At 73.8% G+C, this 21264-nt stretch carries 22 protein-coding genes and 1 other RNA gene; 10 read left to right on the top strand and 13 right to left on the bottom strand.

What is annotated here, in order from left to right:
- Window positions 1-21: 21 nt before the first annotated feature.
- Window positions 22-1359, bottom strand: a complete 1338-nt coding sequence (locus ON36_RS07660) for a glutamine synthetase family protein (protein WP_043649577.1) — start codon at window positions 1357-1359, stop codon at window positions 22-24.
- A 101-nt stretch (window positions 1360-1460) separates the two neighbouring features.
- Window positions 1461-2981: an alpha/beta hydrolase gene (locus ON36_RS07655; protein ID WP_043649574.1), complete on the bottom strand. Its 1521-nt coding sequence runs from the start codon at window positions 2979-2981 to the stop codon at window positions 1461-1463.
- A gap of 214 nt (window positions 2982-3195) precedes the next feature.
- On the opposite strand from ON36_RS07655, the gene panB reads away from it, so the two are divergent.
- From panB to ON36_RS07635, 4 genes are all read left to right on the top strand, one after another.
- Window positions 3196-4050 (top strand): 3-methyl-2-oxobutanoate hydroxymethyltransferase, encoded by an 855-nt coding sequence (panB, locus tag ON36_RS07650; protein ID WP_043649571.1) that lies wholly within the window; start codon window positions 3196-3198, stop codon window positions 4048-4050.
- A 206-nt stretch (window positions 4051-4256) separates the two neighbouring features.
- The gene (locus ON36_RS07645) at window positions 4257-4712 is read left to right on the top strand and encodes a hypothetical protein (RefSeq protein ID WP_043649568.1); all 456 of its coding nucleotides are present in this window, start codon (window positions 4257-4259) and stop codon (window positions 4710-4712) included.
- A complete protein-coding gene (gene pip / locus ON36_RS07640) occupies window positions 4712-5674 on the top strand; it encodes a prolyl aminopeptidase (RefSeq protein ID WP_043649565.1) in 963 nt (320 codons plus the stop codon). The genes ON36_RS07645 and pip overlap by 1 nt, the downstream gene beginning before the upstream one ends.
- 1 nt (window position 5675) lies before the next feature.
- Complete coding sequence (locus ON36_RS07635; RefSeq protein WP_043649562.1) at window positions 5676-6527, top strand: CHAD domain-containing protein; 852 nt, start codon at window positions 5676-5678, stop codon at window positions 6525-6527.
- On the opposite strand, the gene ON36_RS07630 is transcribed toward ON36_RS07635, so the two are convergent.
- Together ON36_RS07630 and ON36_RS07625 are read right to left on the bottom strand one after the other, a co-directional pair.
- Complete coding sequence (locus tag ON36_RS07630) at window positions 6514-7965, bottom strand: RNB domain-containing ribonuclease (protein WP_043649559.1); 1452 nt, start codon at window positions 7963-7965, stop codon at window positions 6514-6516. The genes ON36_RS07635 and ON36_RS07630 overlap by 14 nt on opposite strands.
- 4 nt (window positions 7966-7969) lie before the next feature.
- Window positions 7970-8302: a hypothetical protein gene (locus tag ON36_RS07625; protein WP_043649556.1), complete on the bottom strand. Its 333-nt coding sequence runs from the start codon at window positions 8300-8302 to the stop codon at window positions 7970-7972.
- Between the two features lie 418 nt (window positions 8303-8720).
- Between ON36_RS07625 and ON36_RS07620 the strand changes: the two genes are divergently transcribed.
- Entirely contained in the window at window positions 8721-9095 is a 375-nt protein-coding gene (locus ON36_RS07620) for a hypothetical protein (protein ID WP_043649552.1), read from the top strand.
- 69 nt (window positions 9096-9164) lie between these two features.
- Here ON36_RS07620 and rnpB read toward each other — a convergent pair.
- An RNA gene (gene rnpB, locus ON36_RS32630) (RNase P RNA component class A) lies at window positions 9165-9570 on the bottom strand.
- Between the two features lie 46 nt (window positions 9571-9616).
- On the opposite strand from rnpB, the gene ON36_RS07615 reads away from it, so the two are divergent.
- Together ON36_RS07615 and ON36_RS07610 are read left to right on the top strand one after the other, a co-directional pair.
- Window positions 9617-10504: an alpha/beta hydrolase gene (locus ON36_RS07615; RefSeq protein ID WP_043649550.1), complete on the top strand. Its 888-nt coding sequence runs from the start codon at window positions 9617-9619 to the stop codon at window positions 10502-10504.
- Between the two features lie 27 nt (window positions 10505-10531).
- A complete protein-coding gene (locus ON36_RS07610) occupies window positions 10532-11068 on the top strand; it encodes an NUDIX domain-containing protein (protein ID WP_043649547.1) in 537 nt (178 codons plus the stop codon).
- A 58-nt stretch (window positions 11069-11126) separates the two neighbouring features.
- On the opposite strand, the gene ON36_RS07605 is transcribed toward ON36_RS07610, so the two are convergent.
- The 5 genes from ON36_RS07605 to cobC all read right to left on the bottom strand — a co-directional run bounded on the left by ON36_RS07605 (window position 11127) and on the right by cobC (window position 16278).
- Window positions 11127-11831: a S1 family peptidase gene (locus ON36_RS07605; RefSeq protein WP_043649545.1), complete on the bottom strand. Its 705-nt coding sequence runs from the start codon at window positions 11829-11831 to the stop codon at window positions 11127-11129.
- A gap of 92 nt (window positions 11832-11923) precedes the next feature.
- Complete coding sequence (locus tag ON36_RS07600) at window positions 11924-13075, bottom strand: bifunctional RNase H/acid phosphatase (RefSeq protein ID WP_043649542.1); 1152 nt, start codon at window positions 13073-13075, stop codon at window positions 11924-11926.
- Window positions 13072-13809 (bottom strand): zinc ribbon domain-containing protein, encoded by a 738-nt coding sequence (locus ON36_RS07595; protein WP_043649539.1) that lies wholly within the window; start codon window positions 13807-13809, stop codon window positions 13072-13074. The genes ON36_RS07600 and ON36_RS07595 overlap by 4 nt, the downstream gene beginning before the upstream one ends.
- A 238-nt stretch (window positions 13810-14047) precedes the next feature.
- Window positions 14048-15181: a Nif3-like dinuclear metal center hexameric protein gene (locus ON36_RS07590; RefSeq protein WP_043649734.1), complete on the bottom strand. Its 1134-nt coding sequence runs from the start codon at window positions 15179-15181 to the stop codon at window positions 14048-14050.
- The gene (cobC, locus tag ON36_RS07585; protein ID WP_083884969.1) at window positions 15178-16278 is read right to left on the bottom strand and encodes an Rv2231c family histidinol phosphate aminotransferase CobC; all 1101 of its coding nucleotides are present in this window, start codon (window positions 16276-16278) and stop codon (window positions 15178-15180) included. The genes ON36_RS07590 and cobC overlap by 4 nt, the downstream gene beginning before the upstream one ends.
- Before the next feature lie 44 nt (window positions 16279-16322).
- Between cobC and ON36_RS07580 the strand changes: the two genes are divergently transcribed.
- Window positions 16323-16817: a low molecular weight protein-tyrosine-phosphatase gene (locus ON36_RS07580; RefSeq protein WP_043649536.1), complete on the top strand. Its 495-nt coding sequence runs from the start codon at window positions 16323-16325 to the stop codon at window positions 16815-16817.
- Window positions 16817-17689 carry an SURF1 family cytochrome oxidase biogenesis protein gene (locus tag ON36_RS07575; RefSeq protein WP_043649534.1) on the top strand — a complete coding sequence of 291 codons (873 nt, stop codon included), beginning with the start codon at window positions 16817-16819 and terminating at the stop codon, window positions 17687-17689. The genes ON36_RS07580 and ON36_RS07575 overlap by 1 nt, the downstream gene beginning before the upstream one ends.
- 7 nt (window positions 17690-17696) lie before the next feature.
- Here the strand turns inward: ON36_RS07575 and ON36_RS07570 are convergent, their stop codons facing one another.
- Entirely contained in the window at window positions 17697-18635 is a 939-nt protein-coding gene (locus ON36_RS07570; protein WP_281004832.1) for a cobalamin biosynthesis protein, read from the bottom strand.
- A gap of 131 nt (window positions 18636-18766) precedes the next feature.
- Between ON36_RS07570 and sigJ the strand changes: the two genes are divergently transcribed.
- Complete coding sequence (gene sigJ / locus ON36_RS07565; protein WP_043649528.1) at window positions 18767-19708, top strand: RNA polymerase sigma factor SigJ; 942 nt, start codon at window positions 18767-18769, stop codon at window positions 19706-19708.
- Between the two features lie 12 nt (window positions 19709-19720).
- Here the strand turns inward: sigJ and ald are convergent, their stop codons facing one another.
- Together ald and ON36_RS35780 are read right to left on the bottom strand one after the other, a co-directional pair.
- A complete protein-coding gene (gene ald / locus ON36_RS07560) occupies window positions 19721-20833 on the bottom strand; it encodes an alanine dehydrogenase (RefSeq protein ID WP_043649525.1) in 1113 nt (370 codons plus the stop codon).
- Between the two features lie 182 nt (window positions 20834-21015).
- Window positions 21016-21264: hypothetical protein (locus ON36_RS35780; protein WP_218001175.1), on the bottom strand; the 249-nt coding region annotated here is incomplete at its 5' end.

Genomic DNA, 21264 nt, shown 5'->3' with positions numbered 1-21264 from the left:
TGGGTGAGACTTCGGCCGGGGCTAGAGGCCCAGGTACTCCGAGAGCTCCCACGGGGTGACCTGGCTGCGGTAGCCCGCCCACTCCCGGCGCTTGTTGCGCAGGAAGAAGTCGAACACGTGCTCGCCGAGGGTCTCGGCGACCAGTTCCGACCGCTCCATGGCCTGCAGCGCCTCGTCCAGGGTGCCCGGCAACTCGCGGAAGCCCATCGCCCGGCGCTCGGCGGAGGTCAGCGACCACACGTCGTCCTCGGCCTCCGGCGGCAGCGTGTAGCCCTTCTCGATACCGCGCAGGCCGGCGGCCAGCAGCACCGCGAAAGTCAGGTAGGGGTTGCAGGCCGAATCGGGGCTGCGGATCTCGACGCGGCGCGAGGAGGACTTGTTCGGGGTGTACATGGGCACGCGGACCAGCGCCGAGCGGTTGGACCGGCCCCACGACGCCGCCGTCGGGGCCTCGCCGCCGTGGATCAAGCGCTTGTAGGAGTTGACCCACTGGTTGGTGATCGCGCTGATCTCCGGGGCGTGCTCGAGGATGCCCGCGATGAACGAGCGCGCGGTCTGGGAGAGGTTCTCCGGGTCGTCCGGATCGGCGAAGGCGTTGTTCTCGCCCTCGAACAGGCTCATGTGGGTGTGCATGGCCGAGCCGGGCCACTCCGGGAACGGCTTGGGCATGAAGGTGGCCCGCACGCCCTCGTCGATCGCGACCTCCTTGATGAGGTAGCGGAAGGTCATCACGTTGTCGGCCATGGACAGCGCGTCGGCGTAGCGCAGGTCGATCTCCTGCTGGCCCGGCGCGCCCTCGTGGTGGCTGAACTCGACCGAGATGCCCATCGACTCGAGCGCGTCGATGGCGTGGCGCCGGAAGTTGGGCGCCGAGTCGTGCACGGCCTGGTCGAAGAAGCCGCCGTTGTCGGCGGGCTGCGGCGGCGCGCCGTCGGGGCCGTTCTTCAGCAGGAAGAACTCGATCTCGGGGTGCACGTAGCAGCTGAAGCCGACGTCACCGGCCTTGTTGAGCTGGCGGCGCAGCACGTGGCGCGGGTCCGCCCACGACGGCGAGCCGTCGGGCATGGTGATGTCGCAGAACATGCGCGCGGAGTGCTGATGGCCCTTGGAGGTGGCCCAGGGCAGCACCTGGAAGGTGGACGGATCCGGACGGGCGACCATGTCGGCCTCGGAGACGCGGGCGAAGCCCTCGATGGCCGAGCCGTCGAAGCCGATGCCCTCCTCGAACGCGCCCTCGAGCTCGGCGGGGGCGATGGCGACGGACTTGAGATAGCCCAGCACGTCGGTGAACCAGAGACGTACGAAGCGGATGTCCCGCTCTTCGAGCGTCCGCAGCACGAATTCCTTCTGGCGATCCATACCGGCGAGCGTAAGCACCCGGCGTTAAATCCGTGTTACATACACGCGCTCGATTTCGAACCCGTCACATCTCACGGCCGGTTCCGGCCAGCTGTGCGGAGTCAGCAGGTGAGGCCGTCGGCGGGCTCGGTGAGGTCGACCAGATAGGCGATGACGGCGCCGTCGAGGCACCGGTCACCGGCCACAAGGGCGGCGGTGTGCTGGTTGCCGCGATAGGTGATCAGCGCGGCGCCCAGCTGCGCGGCCAGATCGACACCGGACTGATACGGAGTGGCCGGGTCGTCGGTGGTGGAGACCACCACGGTACGCGGCAGCCCGGGCGCGGAGACGCGGTGCGGGGTACTGGTGTTGGGGACCGGCCACACCGCGCACAGTTCCAGCGGCGCGATGCCCGTGCCGCGGCCGTCGTCCAGGAAAGGCGCGGCGCGGCGGTACTCGGCGTCCTGGCGGGCCGCCACGGCCGGGTCCGTCACCCGCGGGTCGTCGACGCAGCGGATGGCGTTGAACGCGTCCTGGGTGTTGCTGTAGGTGCCGTCCGGGCGGCGCCCGTCGTACTGGTCGGCCAGGGCGAGCAGGGTGTCGCCGGTGCCCGCGGCCAGCTCGGCGAGGCCCTGGCGCAGGTCGGGCCAGAACGACTCGCTGTAGAGCGCCTGCTGCACGCCGGTGACCGCGTCGTTGTAGCCGAGCCCGCGCGGGTCGCTCGTGCGGGCGGGCGTGGTCTCCAGCGGGATCAGCAGCGCCCGGAAGCGGGCGACCGCCTGGCCGGGATCGGTGCCGAGCGGGCAGTCCGGCAGGGTCGCGCAGTCGGCGGCGAAGGCGTCGAACACGCCCTGGAAGCCGGCGGCCTGGCGCAGCGACTCCTGGATGGGGTCCTGGGCGGAGTCGACGGCGCCGTCGAGGACGAGCGCGCGCACCCGGTCCGGGAACTTCTCGGCGTAGGCGGACCCGAGGCGGGTGCCGTAGGAGTAGCCGAGGTAGGTCAGCTCCGGATCGCCGAGCACCGCCCGGATGACGTCCATGTCCTGCACGACCTCCCTGGTGCCGACGTGGGCGAGGAAGTCGTCGCCGGTCCGCTCGGTGCAGCGGCCCGCGTATTCGCGGTTGTCGGCCTCGGCGGCGGCGACGCCCTCGGGCGTGTTCGCCACCGGCGGCTCGGCGCGCTCGGCATCGGCCTGCGCCGGGGTCAGGCAGACGATGGCGGGCTCGGAGGAACCGACGCCGCGCGGGTCGAAGCCGACCCGGTCGAACCGCTGGGCCAGCGCGGTGCGATTACCGACCCCGGTCATCGACAACCCCGACACCCCCGGTCCGCCGGGATTCATCAGCAACGAGCCGATCTTCGGCCCGGTGGCCCGGGCACGCGACAGGGCGATCCGGGCGGTCGGCCCGTCCGGCCTGGCGTAATCGACGGGGACCTCGATGCGGGCGCACTGGGTGTTGGGCGGCAGCCGGTCGTCGGGGCCGCCGAACGACTCGCACGAGCCCCAGTCGACCCGCTGCTCGTAGAACCGGGCGAGGCCGTCCGGCGGCGGGGGGAGCTCCCGGGAACCGCCGGTGACCGTGCAGCCCGCCAGGACGACCGCCGCAGCGACCACCGTGGCGACGACTCCGCGACGCAGCAACGTCGGCCCACCTCTCCGCGCCCGTGGCGCACCCCGCGGACCCCCGAGTGGGCCCGCCACACCGTAACCGACGCCGGTGCCGGGCCCGCGCTGTGACGAACCCCACCGGCGGGATCACTTAAACCGGCATCCGCCGTGGTGGCACACTGGATTCGTCAGAAAAACCCGGGGACCCGCTACGGGCCTCGAGGAACCAGACGAAAGAGGGACGACGATGTCCGTATCCGATGCGGAGACCCCTGCCTACGGTGCCGCTCCGGCCGAGAACCGGCCTCGCCGCAAGACCCGCGTCCAGCATCTGCAGCAGATGAAGGCCGACGGTCAGCGCTGGGCCATGCTCACCGCCTACGACTACTCCTCGGCCCGGCTGTTCGAGGAGGCGGGCATCCCCGTGCTGCTCGTCGGCGATTCCGCGGCCAACGTGGTCTACGGCTACGACACCACCGTGCCGATCACCGTGGACGAGCTCGTCCCGCTGGTGCGCGGCGTGGTGCGGGGCGCGCCGCACGCGCTCGTGGTCGCCGACCTGCCGTTCGGCACCTACGAGTCCTCGCCGCAGCAGGCGCTGGCCACCGCGACCCGGTTCATGAAGGAGGGCGGCGCCCACGCGGTCAAGCTCGAGGGCGGTGAGCGGGTCGCCGAGCAGATCGCGCTGATCACGTCGGCGGGCATCCCGGTCATGGCGCACATCGGGTTCACCCCGCAGAGCGTCAACACCCTGGGCGGCTTCCGCGTGCAGGGACGCGGCGACGGCGCCGAGCAGCTCATCGCCGACGCGCTGGCCGTGCAGGAGGCGGGGGCGTTCTCGGTGGTGATGGAGATGGTGCCCGCCGAACTGGCCGGCCAGGTCACCCACAAGCTGACCATCCCGACCGTCGGCATCGGCGCGGGCGCGGACTGCGACGCCCAGGTGCTGGTGTGGCAGGACATGGCCGGCTACACCAGCGGCAGGACCGCGAAGTTCGTCAAGCGCTTCGGCAACGTCGGCGACGAGCTGCGCGCGGCCGCGGCGGCCTATGCCGCCGAGGTCGCCCAGGGCACCTTCCCGGCGCCCGAGCACAGCTTCTGACCCGGTCCTGAGCCGGTCCGGCGGCGGACCACCGGTGCGGAGATCACCGGTACCGCAACCGAAGTCCGCCGCCGCGACCCGCTCCCCCGCCCCGCGCGGATCGCCGCCCCGCCGAAGGCCCGGTCTCGGCGCGCGCGACGATCCCGCGGACCCGCCGGTGATGGCAGACTCGGAAGGGACACAGCCGACCCCGAGTATGAGGTGCCATGCCGTACCGTCCCTGGATCTCCCGCGCCGTCGTCCCGATCGCCGGGGTCCTGACCGCCCTGTCGCTCACCGCCTGTGGCGGCGCCGACCCCGATCCGACCGGGAGCGCGGGCGCGACGAGCACGGCGCCGGCGACGAGTTCCGCGACGGCCCCCGGCGGTGGCGCCCCGGCCACCCCCGGACCGCTGGTGATCTCCGACGCCGCGGCCACGCAGCTCTGCGACATGCTGCGCCCCGAACTGTCCAACCTGCGGGTGCAGGGCCCGACGCTGGGCAGGCTGGGGCTCAACGCCATGGTGCACGAATGGGCGCTGCGCAACGGCGGCATCAACGGCCAGGTCCTGGCCGACAAGGACGTCGTTGACCGCGTGATGACCACGTCCTGCCCCCAGGTGCGCACCGAGGCCCTCACCGCCCTCGAACTGCCCAGCCTCGCCGCCGGATTGGCGTTCTGATGCGGACGCTGTATCCGCCCGTCGAACCGTACGCCACCGGCCTGCTCGACGTCGGCGACGGGCAGCGGGTGTACTGGGAGACCAGCGGCGACCCCGACGGCAAGCCGGTGGTGTTCGTCCACGGCGGCCCCGGCGGCGGCACCGGCCCGGTGCAGCGGCGCTTCTTCGATCCCGCCGTGTACCGGATCGTGCTGTTCGATCAGCGCGGCTGCGGGCAGTCCGTGCCGCACATCGCCGACGGCGCCGCGCTGGCGACCAACACCACCGCGCACCTGATCGCCGACATGGAGGCGCTGCGCGCCCACCTGGGCATCGACCGCTGGCAGATCTTCGGCGGCTCCTGGGGCTCCACCCTCGGCCTCGCCTACGCCCAGGCCCATCCGGACCGGGTCACCGAACTCGTGCTGCGCGGGATCTTCCTGCTGCGACGCGCGGAGATCGACTGGTACTACAACGGCGCCGCGGGCAATCTGTACCCCGACGAGTGGGAGAAGTTCGTCGCGCCGGTGCCCGAGTCCGAGCGCGGCGGCGACTTCGTCGAGGCCTATCACCGGCTGCTGCACTCCCCCGATCCCGAGGTCGCGCTCGCCGCGGCGGTGGCCTGGTCGACCTGGGAGGGGGCGACGAGTTCGCTGCTGCCGCAGCCGGACCGGGTCGCCGAGACCGCCGAGCCGCGCTTCGCGCTGGCCTTCGCCCGGATCGAGAACCACTACTTCCGCCATCACGGCTTCCTCGACGAGGGGCAGCTGCTGCGCGACATCGACCGCATCGCGCACCTGCCCGCGGTCATCGTGCAGGGCCGCCACGACGTGGTATGCCCGGCGGTGAGCGCCTGGGACCTGCACCGGGCCTGGCCCGGATCGATCCTGCATCTGGTGCCGGACGCCGGGCACACCGCGCTCGAGCCCGGCATCGTGCACCATCTCGTCGAGGCCACCGACCGCTTCGGAAAGCAGGTGTGAGATGACCGCCGCGGGCCACGCGCTCACCGCCGCCCTCGGGGCCGACGTGACGCGGTTGCTGGAGGCCGAGCCGGAAGTCCGCGGCGACGAACCGGATTCGGTGCACCAGATGCGGGTGGCCACGCGGCGGCTGCGCAGCGTGCTGCGCTCCTACCGGAGCGTGTTCCGCGCCGGGCCCGCCGCCGAGGTGACGGCGGAGCTGAAGTGGCTCGCCGAGCTGCTCGGCGTCGCCCGCGACGCCGAGGTCCGCGGCGACCGCTTCGCGACCCTGCTCGTCGCGCTCGACGAGGTCCCCGGTGAGGTCGTCGACGCGCTGGTCGGCGCCGAGCGCGACGCCTACGCCGAGGCCCACACCCGGGTGCTGGCCGAGCTCGACACCGGCCGCTACACCGCGCTGCGGGACACGCTGTCCGCGTGGCGTTCCGAGCCGCCGCTGCGCCGCGGGCGTGCCGCCGCGCCCGCCGCCGACGCGTTCGCCGACATCCTCGACCACGATCGCGACCGCCTGCGCGCCCTCGTCCTTGCCGAACCGGCCGCCGCCACCGCCGACCGGGTGGAGTTGCTGCACGACATCCGCAAGGCCGCCAAGCGGCTGCGCTACGCGGCCGACGCCGCCGCGGACGTCCTCGGTGACGACGCCGCCGAGCTCGGCAAGCGGGCCAAGCAACTCCAGACGGTCCTCGGCGACCACCGCGATGCCGTCGAGTCCGGCGCGGTGCTGCGGGCGCGGGCCGAGGGAGCGCACGGCCGGGCCGCCGAGGTGTACGAGATCCTGGTCGACACCGAGGCCGACGCCGCGGGGCGGGCGCTCGCCCGCTACCCGGCCGCCGCGGCCTTCGTCACCGGGCCGTAGCCGCCGGGGCCTGTTCGGGGTACGCGAACCGGACGGTGCGGGCGGCCGGATCGGCCTCGGTCAGCCGTGCCCTGATCCGCTTGCCCTCCTCGGGCTTCCCGTCGCAGCGGGCCATGACCGGCGGGTCCTCGACGAAGATCTCCGCCGGGCGTGACCCGTCGGCGTCGCGCAGGACGATCGCGTCGAAGCCCTGGCCGACGCGGGGCGCCAGCACGGTGGCCTCGGTGAGGTCGATGCACGCGCGGTCGACCTTGTTGGCCTCGGCGTCGGTGCGGCGCATCGTGTCGGCGGCCGCGGCCAGGCCCGTGCGCACCCAGTCCGGGACCTCGGCGCCCGCGCAGTAGGCCAGGCAGATCTCGGTGGTGTAGCGGTCGGCCAGCCGGCGCAGCGGGGCCGTCACGTGCGCGTAGGGCGCGCCGATCGCGCTGTGCGTCAGCTGCGCCGGGGTCCGCGGCGCGTCGTCGAGCAGGGTGTAGGCCGCGCCGCGCAGCAGGCCGGTCGCCTCGGAGTTCAGGACGAGGGATTCGGGGCTGTTGGGGTCGAGCCCGCCCAGGACCCGGCCGACGCCCGCGCCGTCCGGCCAGGGCACGCCGAGCGCCGCGGCGGTGCGGCGCAGCGAGGCGACCGCGGACTCCGGTGGCGGTGGCATGGTGCGCAGCAGGCCGGTCCGGCCGGGACCGGGATGGTCGAGCATGATCCGGGCGGCGACCATGCCCGTGAGCAGGGAGACCTGCTCGTTCCAGTCGTCGGCGGCGGTGCGCGGCTCGAGCTCGAGGCGCCATCCGGTGCCGTCGCGCACCACGTCCTGGGCGGGCAGCCGCAGCGCGATGGCGCCGCGCGCGTGGCCGGATTCGATCCGGAGCCTGCCGAATTCGGGGAGGTCGGCGATGGCGGGGTGCGGCGTGCCCGCGTCGGCGGCGGCCTGCACGCCCGCGTAGTCGAGCCGGGCGACCGAGCGGATCAGCGCGCGGGCGACCTGCCAGCGGCGCGGCTCGGCGGCGTGGTCGAGCTCGACGGTCCACAGCACGGCGGGGCGGGTGCGCTCGGGCAGCAGGCTGGCCGCGTCCTCGGACAGCACCGGCGGATGCAGCGGCACGGTGCCGTCGGGCAGGTAGAACGTCTGGCCGCGGCGGCCCGATTCCTGGTCGAGGGCACTGCCCGGGACGATCACGGCGGCGAGGTCGGCGATGGCGTAGTGGAGGGTGAAGCCGGTGTCGGTGCGGCTCAGGTGCAGCGCCTGGTCGAGGTCGAGGGCGCCGGGCGGGTCGATGGTGACGAACGGGATGTCGGTCGCGTCGATCCGGTGGCCCGCGAACGCGTCGACCGCGTCGCGGGCCTCGGAGACGGCCCCGGCCGGGTAGGCCGAGGCCAATCCGAATTCGGAACGGACGGCGCCGAAATCGACCGGCGCCGAGACGATCCGCTGGTGCAGTTCCACGCGGCTACTGCAACGCCAGCATGGTGCCGTTGAGCTGATCCAGCGGCCCGTACACCGTGAAGGTGACGCGGCCGTTGGGCACCGCGGAGGAGACCGTGGCCGCGGCGTCGAGCGCCTGGCCGAAGGAGGCCGCCGACGGATGCGGCAGGCCGGCGATGCTCAGCCCGATCCGGGACTGGCTGACCCAGGCCGTGTCGGCCGGGCTCAGGTCGACCTGGACACCACCGGACAGGGGCGTCACCGCGACCGCACTCGCCTGACCGGCACCGAGGACGCCGAGCACCGCGGCGGAACCGGCGATCAGCGCACCGGCGACAAGGGAACGAACTACCCGCATTGAAATGAGACCTGCTTCCACTCGTGGAGAATCCGGTCCCGCCACTGCCAGGTGGGAGACCGTGCCGACGGCGAACACTCTATGACCTCAGTCACCTTTCCGGCGAGTTCCCGGGAAAATGTTCCGCCGACCCGGCTCGCTCCGGCGCGGCGGCGCGCACTGTTACTGTTGCGGCGCACGACCCGGGTCGTGCGCGAAAAAGTCCAACCCGCACCGAAATAAGGGGAGCTCGAGAGCGTATGTCTTCGATCCTTTTCGATTACCTGCTGCCGATCGTCGGACCGGACCAGGCCTCCTACTGGGCCCAGCTGCTGATGATCAACCCGCAGTAGATCTCACACGGGCGCGGGTGGAGATGTCATTTTCCGTTAACCGCCTGGCAGGCGACTCGTTTTCCGGGCGGCTAGCATCCCGCAGCGTGAGTAGAACTTCCGCAGCGATCGTGGCCGGAGCGGCCGCCTTCGCCCTGTTCGTGGCCGGCTGCGGCGACGATTCGTCCAATTCCGCCGCCCCGACCACCACGTCGACCGCACCCGAGGTCAAGGTCGACGCGACCCAGGCCGGCGTTTTCGTGGTGAACTATCGAAACGCGTTCCCGAAACTGGCCGAAGGTTTGGACGACCGGGCGGTCAGCAAGGTCCTGACGACCACCTGCGGGGAGATCAAAGCGGGCAAGAGCCAGGACGAGGTGGTGAAGTCCATCGTGACCGTCGCCAAGAACGGCTCGGCCGCGCCGACCAACGACGAGGCGCTCGCGGTCTACCAGGTCGCCAAACTCATGTGCCCGGCCTGACACCGAACGAGACGGAACGCCGAACGGCGGCGACCCCTTCTCCGGGGTCGCCGCCGTTCGGCGTTCGGGCGGACGAGCCGGCCTGTAAGCCGGATCCTGTCCCCGATTCGCATCGGGGGGCGGCCATCCATCTGGACACACCGTCGCCGGGTGCCTCGAGCGGTCCACCCGCAGGCTCGGGCGAGCAGCCCTCGAACACCTGCGCAGCCGCACCTCGCGGTGCGGCCTTCGACCTTGCTCCGGGCGGGGTTTACCGAGCCGCCCCGGTCACCCGGGGCGCTGGTGCGCTCTTACCGCACCGTTTCACCCTTACCGCGCCTGCGCGCGGCGGTCTGTTCTCTGTGGCACTGTCCCGCGGGTCGCCCCGGGTTGCCGTTAGCAACCGCCCTGCTCTGTGGAGTCCGGACTTTCCTCGGCGCCGGGCGGCAGCACCGCGGTGCTGTGTTCCCGTCGCCGCGGCCGCCCGGTCGGCTCGTCCGCCGCTACAGCCTACCGTGCGCGCGGAAGGTAAATTTGCGCGCATGGAACGTGTGGAGGTCAGTTTCCCGTCGGGCGGCCGGCAGTGCGCCGCCTGGCTGTACCGACCCGACGGGGCGCCCAAGCCGCGCCCGCTGGTGGTCATGGGACACGGGCTGGGGGCCGATCGGGAGATGGGGCTGGACCGGTACGCGCGCCGGTTCGCCGCGGCGGGAATGGGGGTGCTGGCGTTCGACTACCGGCATTTCGGGGCCAGCGAGGGCACACCCCGGCAACTGCTCGACATCGGTAAGCAGCGCGAGGATTGGCGGTCGGCGATCGCCTACGCGCGCAGCATCCGCGGCTTCGACGCGACCCGGATCGCGCTGTGGGGCTCGTCGTTCGGGGGCGGACACGTGCTGTCGGTGGCCCCCGAGGACGACTACCTCGCCGCGGTGGTCGCCCAGGTGCCCTTCACCAGCGGGCTGTCCTCGGCGCTGACCAAGGGCCCGATCAGCCTCACCAAGGTCGCCACCATCGCCGCCGTCGACCTGGTCGTCGGCCCGATCCGGCGCAAGCCGGTCGGCGTCCGGCTGGCGGGCCGCAAGCGCTCGGCGGCCCTGATGAGCGCCCCCGACGTGCCGGAGGGATACGGCAGGCTGGCCGAGGAGAGCTCGGTCTACGAGCCGAAAGTCGCCGCGAGGGTGGCGCTGTCGACCCTGTTCGACTCCCCCGGCCGCCGCGCCAAGTCCCTGAAGATGCCGGTGTTCTACGCCATCGCCCAGAACGACACGGTCGCGCCCGCGGGCCCGACCCGCAAAGCGGCCGCGCGCACCAAGCACGCCGTCGTGAAGGAGTACCCCGTCGGGCATTTCGACGTGTACTTCGACGACGTCTTCGAGCAGGTCGTCAAGGACGAGACCGACTTCCTGGTGTCGGTGCTGCGCCCGTGACCGGCGCCGGGGGCGGATGATGGGGACATGGAGTCACTGAGTTCCCGGACGGTGTACCGCAATCCGTGGATGCGGGTACGCGAGGACACCGTGCGCCGGGCCGACGGATCGACCGGGATCTACGGGGTGGTCGACAAGTCCGATTTCGCGCTGGTGATCCCGTTCGACGGCAACGGCTTCCGGTTGGTCGAGCAGTTCCGGTATCCGATCGGGGCGCGCAGCTGGGAATTCCCGGCGGGCGCGCCCCCGCCGGAAACCGAAGCGACGCCGATCGAACTGGCGCACAACGAGCTCCGCGAGGAGACCGGGCTGCGGGCGGGCCGCATGACCTACCTCGGCGCGCTGGCGGCGGCGCCGTCGACCATCAACGCGACCGGGCACTGCTTCCTGGCCACCGAGCTCACGCAGGGCGCGCACGAACGCGAACCCGAGGAGCAGGACATGGTCGAACGCTGGTTCGCCCGTGCGGAGTTCGAGCGCCTGCTCGGCACGGAGATCGTCGACACGCACACCCTCGCCGCCTACACCCTCCTGCTCATGCACGAGCGGGCGCAGGCGGGCTGAAACGGCATGAGCCCCACCGGATTTCGCACCCGGTGGGGCTCCTGCGCGCGGTCGGCCGTCAGAAGACGGTGAAGCCCGCGCCCACCCCGCCGCGCTTGTCGAGCGCGGCCAGGATCACTCCGATCGGCTGGAAGTAGGCCGGGGAGTGCACCGGGTTGGCACCGCCGTTGCACGGGACGTCGAAGGAGACCGGCCCGTAGCCGACGAAGCGGCCCTGGTTCATCCCGACCAGCCGGTCGCCGACGACGACCGGACCGCCCGAATCACCGGGCTGCGAGCAGTACTGGTTGATCGAGGTGCCCTCGAGCTCGCCCCAGACCACACCGCAGCTGCGGCCGGTGGTGCGCCCGTCGGCGCACACCGTGGCGCCCGAACCGGGCTTGGCGCCGATCCCGGCGACCGTGGTCTGGCCGATGGTGCGCGTGGGCGCGACCTTCTCCCGATCCAGTTCCAGCACCGCGAAATCCAGGAACTCCGCGTCGTCGGAGTAGGCGACGGTGCCGATGACGCCCGCCGAGAGCGCCTTCTCCGCGCCGACCCGGGCACCGGTGGAGGCGCAGTGGCCCGCGGTGATGCCGACCAGACGGCCGCCGTTGTCGGTGCCGATGGCGGTCAGCGAGCACGCCGAATTGTTGTCGAACACGATGCCGGACCCGGCACCGAGCACCACACTCGGCGCGGCCGTGGCGGTTCCCGCCCCCACACCCGCGCCGAGCACCCCCGCGATGGCTGCGGCGACGGCGGCCATCCGTGTGAATTTCATCTACTACCTCTCCTCCGCGGCGGACCACCGGGAATCCGGTGGCCCCTGTGCGTTTCGGCCCGCCTCGGGCGACCGTTACGCAGGCCCGCAGGTTACAGGTAGGAGGTGTCGTTCACCAGACGTACGGAGGAACCGCCGTCGGGATAGAACTCGGCGATCGAGAGCGAGGCCAGGTCCAGATGCAGGCGGTAGAGCAGCGACGAGCCGACCCCCAGCGCCAGCTGGAGCAGGGTCTTGATCGGGGTCACGTGACTGACGACCAGCACCGTCTCCCCCGGATGGGCGTCGACGAGCTCGCGGCGCACCCCGTCGACGCGCGCGCGGACCTCGTCGAAACTCTCGCCGCCGGGCGCCGGGACCGCCGGGTCGCCGAGCCAGGCGCGATGCAGCCGCGGGTCGCGGGCGGCCGCCTCGGCGAAGGTCAAGCCCTCCCACTCGCCGAAATCGGTCTCGATGAGGCCGTCGGAGACCCGCACCGGCAGACCGAGCGCGGCGCCGGCCGCCCCCGCGGTGTCGCGGGCCCGGCCCAGCGGCGAGGTGACGATCGCGGCGATGCCGCCCTCGGCGGCCAGCCTGCGCGCCGCGTTCGCGGCCTGGGCGCGGCCCAGCTCGGTCAGCGGCGGGTTGCCGCGGCCGGAGTAGCGCCGCTCCACCGACAGCTCGGTCTGGCCGTGCCGCAACAGCAGCAGCCGGGTGGGACGGCCCATCAGGCCGGTCCAGCCGGGCGGATGCCGGTCCGTCGCCTCGGTCGCGCCCGGCGCCGCCGAGGCCGCCTCGGCGGCGGACTGCGCGCGGTCGTCCTCGGCGACGGCGGCCTGGACGATGTCGGTGGCGTCGCCGTCGTCCATCGCGGCGTTGGCGAGGCCGTCGGCGTGCGCGTTCTGCGCGCGCGGGATCCAGGTGTGGTCGACGGCGTCGAAGCCGGCCGCCAGGGCGCGCGCCTGCTCGGCGAGCGGCCGCATCGCCGGATGCTTGACCTGCCAGCGACCCGACATCTGCTCGACGACCAGCTTGGAGTCCATGCGCGCGTGCACCACCCGCGCGCCCAGCTCCGCGGCGGCCTCCAGCCCGGCGATGAGGCCACGGTACTCGGCCACGTTGTTGGTCGTGACACCGAGGAATCCCTTGCGCTCGGCCAGGATTCGCCCGTGGCCCGCGTCGAACACCACCGCGCCGTAGCCGGCCGGTCCCGGATTACCGCGCGAGCCGCCGTCGGCCTCGACGATGACCTCGCGCGGACTCACAGTCCGGATTCCTTGGTGCGCACCAGGATCGCGCCGCACTCGGGGCAGCGCACGACCACGTCACCCGCGGTCTTGGCGATGCGCTGGATCTCGCCGCGGTCCAGCTCGATCCGGCACCCGCCGCACCGGCGGGCCTGCAGCAGCGCCGCGCCGACCCCGCTCGTCGCCCGCTGCTTGTCGTAGATCGCCAGCAGCTCGTCCGGGAACAACCCGACCAGCCCGGCCCGGTCGGTCTCGCACCGCTGCTGGGCCACCGCGAGATCGGCGATCGCCTCGTCGCGGAGCCGCTCGGCGTCGGTGAGCTCCTCCTCGGCCTTGGACAGGCGGGCACCCGCGTGATCGTGATCGGCGACCTTGGCCTCGCGCTGCTCCATCACCGCCAGCAGCTCGTCCTCGAGCACCGAACGGCGGCGCTGCAGGCTGCCCAGCTCGTGCTCGAGCTCGGAGAGCTGCTTGGCGCCGACCGACCCCGAGGTCAGCAGCGACCGGTCGCGGTCCTCGCGCTTGCGGACCGCGTCGACCTCACCCTCGAGCTTGCGGATGTCGCGATCGAGATCGTCGATGCCGATCTCCACGGCGACGGCCGCGTCCTTGTACTTGTTGCGCTCGGTCGCCAGGCGGTCGACCTCCTTCTGCTCGGGCAGCGCGGTGCGCCGGTGCGCGATCCGCGTCAGTTCGGCATCGACGGCGGCGAGCTGGAGCAGCTTGGACTGGACCGACGGTTCGACATTCAACGCGTACGAACTCCTGTGTTGTTGGAGCGCTGGCGCGCTCGAGTCGCGGCCCCTTGGGTCCCGCGGTGCGGCGGACCGGGACTCGCGGCTGCGCCGCATGGTCTCGGCCCGCCGCACCGCGGGACGGCCGCGACGCTCGCTGCGCTCGCGGGCCTCCTCGAGGTCGGCCCCGACGTGGTGGGTGACATCGAATGGTACCCCTTCGGCGGGGTGCCGACGGGCGCCGGTGGTCGGCCGCTCAGGGGGCTTCCGCGGCCCCGGCGGCGACCGTCCAAGGGTCGGTGCGCAGGGTGCTGACCCTGGTCTCCACGGTGGGCAGCGCGGCGCGCACGAAGCCTTCGGCCTGGGCGCACCAGGGGAATTCGGTGGCCCAGTGGGCGGCGTCGATCAGGGCGGGACCGTGCCTGCGCAGGTGCTCGTCCACGGGGTGATGCCGCAGGTCGGCGGTGAGATAGGCGTCGACGCCGCGGCGCAGCACGGTGTTCAGGTACGAGTCGCCCGCGCCGCCGCACACGGCCACGCGCTCGACCACGCGGTCGGGGTCGCCCGCGGCCCGCACCCCCCAGACGGTGCGCGGCAGGGCGGCGCCGACGCGGGCGGTGAACTCCCGCAGGCTCTGGGGACGGTCGAGGGTGCCGACGCGGCCGATGCCCAGCGACGACGGCAGCGGCGCGCGTTCGGTCAGGTGGAAGGCGGGCTCCTCGTAGGGGTGCGCGGCGCGCAGCGCGGCCAGCACGCGGGCCCGCGCTTCCGGGTCGGCCACGACCTCGACGACGTCCTCGGCGACCCGTTCCACCGCGCCGACGACGCCGAGGGCCGGGTTCGCGCCGGGCAGGGGCCGGAACTGCCCGGTGCCGCCGGTGTGCCAGGCGCATTCCCGGTAGTCGCCGACGGCGCCCGCCCCGGCGGCGAACAGCGCGGACAGGAGCGCCTCGGTGTGGGTCCGCGGGACGTAGACGACCCACTTGTCCAGTGGGGCGGCGGTTCTGGGGTCGAGCGGGCCGGTGACGGTCAGGCCGACGGCCGCGGCGAGCGCGTCGGAGACGCCGGGGTCGGCGGAATCGGCGTTGGTGTGCGCGGAGAACAGGGCGCAGCCGGACCGGATCAGGCGGTGCAGCAGCGCGCCCTTGGGGGTGTCGGCGGCGACCGTGTCCACGCCGCGCAGCAGCAGCGGATGGTGCACGACCAGCGCCTGCGCCCGCCAGGCGATCGCCTCGTCGACCACCTCGGCGGTGGCGTCCACCGCAAACAGCACCCGCTCGACCTCGTCGCCGGGGTCGCCGCACACCAGGCCGACCGAATCCCAGGACTCGGCCAGGTGGGGCGGGTAGGCGGCGTCGAGGACGGCGATCAGGTCGGCCAGGGTGGTCATCGGGTCTCCGGTGGTCGGGTCGGCTGGACGGAGGCGGCGGCCCCGGTGCGGGCCGCGGGCCACCCCGGCGTGCTGCCGAGGGCGGCGACCAGCGCCGCGCGTTCCCGCGGTCCGCGGACGGCGACGCGCAGGTGGTCGGGGGTCAGGCCGGGGAACGTGTCGGCGCGGCGGACCGCGATGCCCAGGCCGGCGAGATGCTTGCGGACCAGTTCGCCGTCCTCGACGCGCAGCAGCAGGAACGGGCCGTCGGCCGGCGTGTGCACGGCGACGCCGAGCGCGCGCAGGTCGGCGACCAGCGCGGCGCGGTCCTCGGCGAGGCGGCGGGCCAGGTCGGCCGCGTCGGCGACGGCCCGCGGGTCCGCGGTCGCCGTGATCGCCTCGAGCTGGAGGGTGCCCAGCGGCCAGTGCGGGCGCCCCTCGGCGAGGCGGGCCAGGACGGCCGGGTCGCCGAGGAAGTACCCGCAGCGCAGGCCCGCCAGAGCCCAGGTCTTGGTGAGGCTGCGGACCACGAGGACATCGGGCAACGCGGCGCCCGCCAGGGAATGCGGTTCGCCGGGGACGGCGTCCATGAACGCCTCGTCGACGACGACCACGCGGCCGGGACGCCGCAGCGCGCGCAGGGTCGCGGCGGGATGCAGCACCGAGGTCGGATTGGTGGGATTGCCGAGCACGACGAGGTCGGCCGCCTCGGGGACCGCGGCGGGATCGAGGACGTACGGCTCGGTCAGCACGACCCGGGTCACCGCGACACCCGCCTCGCGCAGCGCGAGTTCCGGCTCGGTGAACGACGGGTGCACGACCGCCGCGAGCCGGGGACGCAGGCGGGGCAGCAGCGTGAAGCCCTCGGCGGCGCCGGACAGCAGCAGGACCTCGGCCGGGGTCCGGCCGTGGCGGGCGGCGACGGCGGCGCGGGCGGCGAGGTCGTCGGCGGCGGACGGGTAGCGGGCCAGGTCGGCGAGCCGGGCGGCCAGGCGGTCGCGCAGCCAGCGCGGCGGCGCCGCGCCCTGCACGTTGACGGCGAAGTCGAGCAGGCCGGGGGCCGCGTCCACATCGCCGTGGTGGCGCAGCAGCGCGTGATCCACAGTGTCGTCCGGCACGTCTGCACACCCTACGTGGCGACGTTCGCCCGCCTCGGGCCAGAATGGCTGACGTGGCCGATCTCCATGTCACCTTCATCTGCACGGGCAACATCTGCCGGTCCCCGATGGCCGAGCGGATCTTCGACGCGCACCTGCGGCGCGCCGGGCTGTCCGACCGGGTGCGGGTCAGCAGCGCGGGGACCGGTGCGTGGCACATCGGTCACCCCGCCGACGAACGCACCGACGCCGTCCTGCGCCGCGCCGGTTACCCCACCGGCCACGTCGCGGCGACCTTCGGTCCCGAGCACGCCGACGCCGACCTGATCGTCGCGCTGGACACCACCCACGACGACGAGCTGGCCCGGCGCGGCGTCCCCGCCGACCGGCGCGTGCTGCTGCGCACGTTCGACCCGGCGGCCGAGGGGCGCGACGTGCCCGACCCCTACTACGGCACCGCCGCCGACTTCGAGCTCGTCCGCGACCAGATCGAGGCCGCCGTTCCCGGCCTGCTCGACCGGGTGCGCACCGAACTCGACGCGCGCGAGCGCGCCCGCTGATGCGCCGGATCGCCTTCCTGTTCCGCCCGAGCTGGCTGATCCTCGCCGGCGTGGTCGCCGCGTTCGCCTACCTGTGCTTCACCGTGCTCGCGCCGTGGCAGCTGGGCAAGAACACCAGCACCGAGCACCGCAATCAGCTCATCGCCGACTCGGTGCGCGCGGAGCCGGTCCCGCTGTCGTCGGTCCTCGACGGCGAGGGCAGCGAGTGGCGGCGGGTCACCGCGACCGGCGCCTACGTCCCCGAGTCCACGGTGCTCGTGCGCCTGCGCCACCTCGACGGCGCCCCCGGCTACTCGGTGCTGGCCGCCTTCCGGCTCGACGACGGGCGCACCGTGCTGGTCGACCGCGGCCTGGTCGCCGCCGTCGACGGGACCCGTCCCCCGGTGATCGCCGCGCCGCCCGCGGGCCCGCAGACCCTGGAGGGCCGCATCCGCGCCTCCGAGGGCGTGGTGCCGGACAAGCTGCCCGCCACCCAGGACGGCTACCGGCAGGTGTACTCGGTCGACACCGGCCAGGAGAGCACGGTCCTGAACGTGCCGCTGACCGCGATCCCCACCGGCACCGCCGCGGCGGGCTACCTCCAGCTGGCCGAGGGCCAGCCCGGCGCCTTCCGGCCGCCGCCGCTCCCCCAGCTCGACGCGGGCCCCTACCTGTCCTACGGCTTGCAGTGGCTGGCGTTCGGCGTGATGGCGCCGCTCGGCCTCGGCTATTTCGTCTACGCCGAGCTCCGCGCGCGCCGCCGCGAACGCGAGGAAACGCACGCGCCCGCCCCCGCGGCCACGCCGGTGCCGGGCGACACGGACGAACCGGCGAAGCCCGCCGCGCGCACCACCGAGGACCGGCTGGCCGACCGCTACGGCCGGAGCCGCTGAACCCGGACTACCCGCCGGTCCGCCGCCCGATCAGCGCCGCGCAGGCGGCCGCGACCACCAGCGCCCCGGCCTGGACCAGTTCCGACAGCCGCACCGCGCGGCGCAGGTCGGGCACCGTGGGCGCGGGCCCGTCGCCGAGGCTCGGGCGCATCTCCACACCGTGCCGGTACTGCGTGCGTCCGCCGAGGCGGACGCCGAGTGCGCCCGCCGCCGAGGCCTCGACGACGCCCGCGTTCGGGCTGGGATGCGCGGCGGCGTCGCGGCGCCACGCGCGCAGGGCCGCCGCCGGTGTGCCGCCGACGGCGGGCGCCAGCGCGACGGTCAGCAGGCCCGTCAGCCGCGCCGGGAGCAGGTTGGCGCCGTCGTCGACGCGGGCGGCGGCCCACCCGAACCGCTCGTAGCGGTCGTCGCGATAGCCGATCATGGCGTCGAGGGTGTTGACCGCCCGGTAGGCCAGCAGCCCCGGGACGCCCGCCACCGCGCCCCAGACCAGCGGCGCGACGGTCGCGTCGGCGGTGTTCTCGGCGATGGATTCCAGCGCGGCCCTGGCCAGCCCGTCGGCGTCGAGGACCGACGGGTCGCGGCCGCACAGCGACGGCAGCAGCTCGCGCGCGCCCTCGAGGTCGCCGTCCTCCAGGCGGTCGGCCATGCGGTGCCCGACCCGGGCCAGGCTGCGTCCGCCGAGCACGGTCCAGGTCGCCAGCGCCGTGACCGCCACGCCCGCCACCTGCCTGCGCGCGACCGCGCGCGCGGCGAGGACGCCGACCCCCGCCACCGCGCCGACGGCGATCGCCTCGTGCGCCACACCCGGCAGCCGCCGGTCGCCGTAGGTGGACCGCTCCAGCGCCGCGGCGGCCGTGCCGAATCCGGCCACCGGATGCCACCGGCGCGGATCGGCGAGCACCCGGTCGAGGCCGAAACCGAGCACGAGCCCGATCGCTGTCACTGTCCCGTTCCGCACCCGGGCGAGCCTAATCGGCCGCGATGTCACACCCCGCGCCGCCGCGTCGTCGTCCCGGTGTCAGCACCCCTACACTCACCACGAGCACGGCGAGTAGACCCGAACGGCGGAACACAGTGGACGACGCATCCTCCGGCCCCCTCGACCAGGCCGGGCTGGCGCTCCGTTTCGAGGAGCACCGCCCCTACCTGCGCAGGCTCGCCTACAGCACGCTGGGCAGCCTGGCCGACGCCGAGGACGTCGTGCAGGAGGCGTGGCTGCGGCTGCAGCGCCAGTTCGAGGCGGGCAGGGCGGCCGAGATCGACAACCTGCGCGCCTGGCTGACCACGGTCACCGGCCGGCTGGCCCTTGACCACCTCGGCTCCGCGCGGGCCCGCCGCGAACAGTACGTCGGCGAGTGGCTGCCCGAGCCCGAGGTCACCACCTGGGACGACCCGGCCGACCGCGTCTCCCAGGACGAGCGGGTCACCACCGCGCTGCTGGTTGTCCTGGAATCGCTGTCCCCCGCCGAGCGGACCGCGTTCGTGCTCCAGGACGTGTTCGGCATGAGCGGCCCCGAGGTCGCCGAGGTGGTCGGCCGGACCCCGGCCGCGGTGCGGCAGCTGGCCTCCCGCGCCCGCAGGCACGTGGAGCAGGGCACCCCGCGCTTCCCGGCCACCGCGGCCGAGCAGGAGAAGGTCGTCTCGGCGTTCGCGCTGGCCTGGCGGTCCGGCGACCTGAGCGCGCTGCTCGGCGTGCTCGACGAGAAGGTCGTGCTGACCGCCGACGGCGGCGGCAAGGTGCCCGCCATCCGCAAGCCCGTCCAGGGCGCCGAGCTCATCGCCAAGATGCTGCTCGGCTGGTACCACGCGCCCTCGGCCGCCGGTGGCTGGGGCCGGGCGGTGCTGGTCAACGGCGTGCCGGGGCTGGTGGTGTTCGACGGCACCACCCTCGGCGTGTTCTCCTTCGTCGTCGACGACGGCCGCATCACCGCGATCAACGTCGTGCGCAACCCCGACAAGCTGCGCGACCTGCCGACCGAGGGCGCCCCGGACTGGTACCTGGGCGAGCAGGACTGAGCGCCCGGACGCTCACGCCGGGGACCGGCCGGCGACCGTGAGCCCGTGGGCGGCGGCGACCTCCCCCGACAGCAGACTGCCCTGGTCGACCGTCAGCCCGCGGGCGAGCCCGGGGTCGGCGGCGCAGGCCCCGCGCCAGCCGCGGTCGGCGATGGACAGCGCGTACGGCAGGGTCGCGTTGGTGAGGGCGACGGTCGAGGTGTGCGGGACCGCGCCGGGCATGTTGGCCACGCAGTAGAACAGCGCGTCGGCGACCCGGAAGGTCGGGTCCGCGTGCGTGGTCGGACGGGAGGACTGGAAGCAGCCGCCCTGGTCGATGGCGATGTCGACCAGGACCGATCCCGGCCGCATGCGCGCCACCAGCGCGTCCGGCACCAGTTCCGGCGCCCGCGCGCCGGGGACCAGCACCGAACCGATGACCAGGTCGGCGCCGAGCACGGCGTGCTCGATCTCCACGGCGTGCGAGGCCAGGGTGGTGACGCGGCCGGCGAACCGGGCGTCGAGTTCGCGCAGCCGCGCCAGGTTGGTGTCGAGCACGCTGACCCGCGCGCCCATCCCCACGGCCACGGTGGCCGCGCAGGTGCCCGCCACGCCGCCGCCGAGCACCACCACGTCGGCCGGGCGGACGCCGGGCACCCCGCCGAGCAGCAGCCCGGCCCCGCCCAGGGGCGCCATGAGGTGGTAGGCCCCGACCTGGGTGCCGAGTTTGCCCGCGACCTCGCTCATCGGCGCCAGCAGCGGCAGGCCGCCGTCGGGGCCGCGCACGGTCTCGTACGCGATGGCGGTGATCCCCGAGGCGAGCAGGGCGTCGGTGCAGGCCCGCGAGGCGGCCAGGTGCAGATAGGTGAACAGCACCTGCTCGGCCCGCAGCCGCGGATACTCCTGCGCGACGGGCTCCTTCACCTTCAGGACGAGTTCCGCCGCGGCCCAGACCTCGTCGGGCCCCGGCACGATCCGCGCGCCCGCGGCCAGATACCGGTCGTCACCGAATCCCGACCCGGCCCCGGCCCCGGCCTGGACCAGCACCGCGTGGCCGTGCGCGCGCAGTTCCGCCGCGCCCGCCGGGGTGAGCGCGACCCGGAACTCCTGTTCCTTGACCTCCGACGGAATCCCGATCACGGTCATGCCGCCAGCGTAGAACGCGGCGCGGGACTACCGGCCCGTTCACGGGGTGCGTGTTCCGAGTGCCCCGACGGGTGATGCCGGGTCGTCGACCATGTCGCCGCCCGTCCGGCCGCGACCGGACGGGCGGCGGCACCCCTCGGTGCCGCCGCGGCCGGGCCCGGAGGCCCGGCGCGGCGGAGTTCTCACGAGACCGGTGTCGGCTCCGGCGTTGCCGTGGTCACCGGCGCCGCGACCGCGGAGGTGGTGGCGGGGGCCGTCGTCGGTGCCGCGGTGGTGGCGGGCGGCGTGGTGCCCGCAGGCGGCGCGGCCGTCGTCGTGGCGGTCGGCGGGGTCGCCCCGCACTGATCGGTGCAGTTGTCGGTGCCGCATCGCGGGCCGGGCACACAGGTGTGGCCGGGCGGGATCTCGCCGCACTGGTCGGTGCAGGTGTC

Origin of the sequence: Nocardia thailandica NBRC 100428, from assembly GCF_000308795.1 — a bacterium.
GTDB lineage: Bacteria > Actinomycetota > Actinomycetes > Mycobacteriales > Mycobacteriaceae > Nocardia > Nocardia thailandica.
The sequence above is the reverse complement of the archived record's forward strand: the minus strand, read 5'-3'. Positions and strand labels throughout refer to the sequence as shown.

What these genes read in the sequence shown, in the direction of transcription:
- pip (WP_043649565.1), top strand. Translation starts at nt 4,712, where the DNA reads ATGCGGACGCTGTATCCGCCCGTCGAACCGTACGCCACCGGCCTGCTC.
- ON36_RS07580 (WP_043649536.1), top strand. Translation starts at nt 16,323, where the DNA reads ATGGCTGACGTGGCCGATCTCCATGTCACCTTCATCTGCACGGGCAAC.
- ON36_RS07625 (WP_043649556.1), bottom strand. Translation starts at nt 8,302, where the DNA reads ATGCGGGTAGTTCGTTCCCTTGTCGCCGGTGCGCTGATCGCCGGTTCC.
- ald (WP_043649525.1), bottom strand. Translation starts at nt 20,833, where the DNA reads ATGACCGTGATCGGGATTCCGTCGGAGGTCAAGGAACAGGAGTTCCGG.
- ON36_RS07645 (WP_043649568.1), top strand. Translation starts at nt 4,257, where the DNA reads ATGCCGTACCGTCCCTGGATCTCCCGCGCCGTCGTCCCGATCGCCGGG.
- ON36_RS07660 (WP_043649577.1), bottom strand. Translation starts at nt 1,359, where the DNA reads ATGGATCGCCAGAAGGAATTCGTGCTGCGGACGCTCGAAGAGCGGGAC.
- panB (WP_043649571.1), top strand. Translation starts at nt 3,196, where the DNA reads ATGTCCGTATCCGATGCGGAGACCCCTGCCTACGGTGCCGCTCCGGCC.
- ON36_RS07590 (WP_043649734.1), bottom strand. Translation starts at nt 15,181, where the DNA reads ATGACCACCCTGGCCGACCTGATCGCCGTCCTCGACGCCGCCTACCCG.
- ON36_RS07605 (WP_043649545.1), bottom strand. Translation starts at nt 11,831, where the DNA reads ATGAAATTCACACGGATGGCCGCCGTCGCCGCAGCCATCGCGGGGGTG.
- ON36_RS07635 (WP_043649562.1), top strand. Translation starts at nt 5,676, where the DNA reads ATGACCGCCGCGGGCCACGCGCTCACCGCCGCCCTCGGGGCCGACGTG.
- ON36_RS07615 (WP_043649550.1), top strand. Translation starts at nt 9,617, where the DNA reads ATGGAACGTGTGGAGGTCAGTTTCCCGTCGGGCGGCCGGCAGTGCGCC.
- ON36_RS07575 (WP_043649534.1), top strand. Translation starts at nt 16,817, where the DNA reads ATGCGCCGGATCGCCTTCCTGTTCCGCCCGAGCTGGCTGATCCTCGCC.
- ON36_RS07610 (WP_043649547.1), top strand. Translation starts at nt 10,532, where the DNA reads ATGGAGTCACTGAGTTCCCGGACGGTGTACCGCAATCCGTGGATGCGG.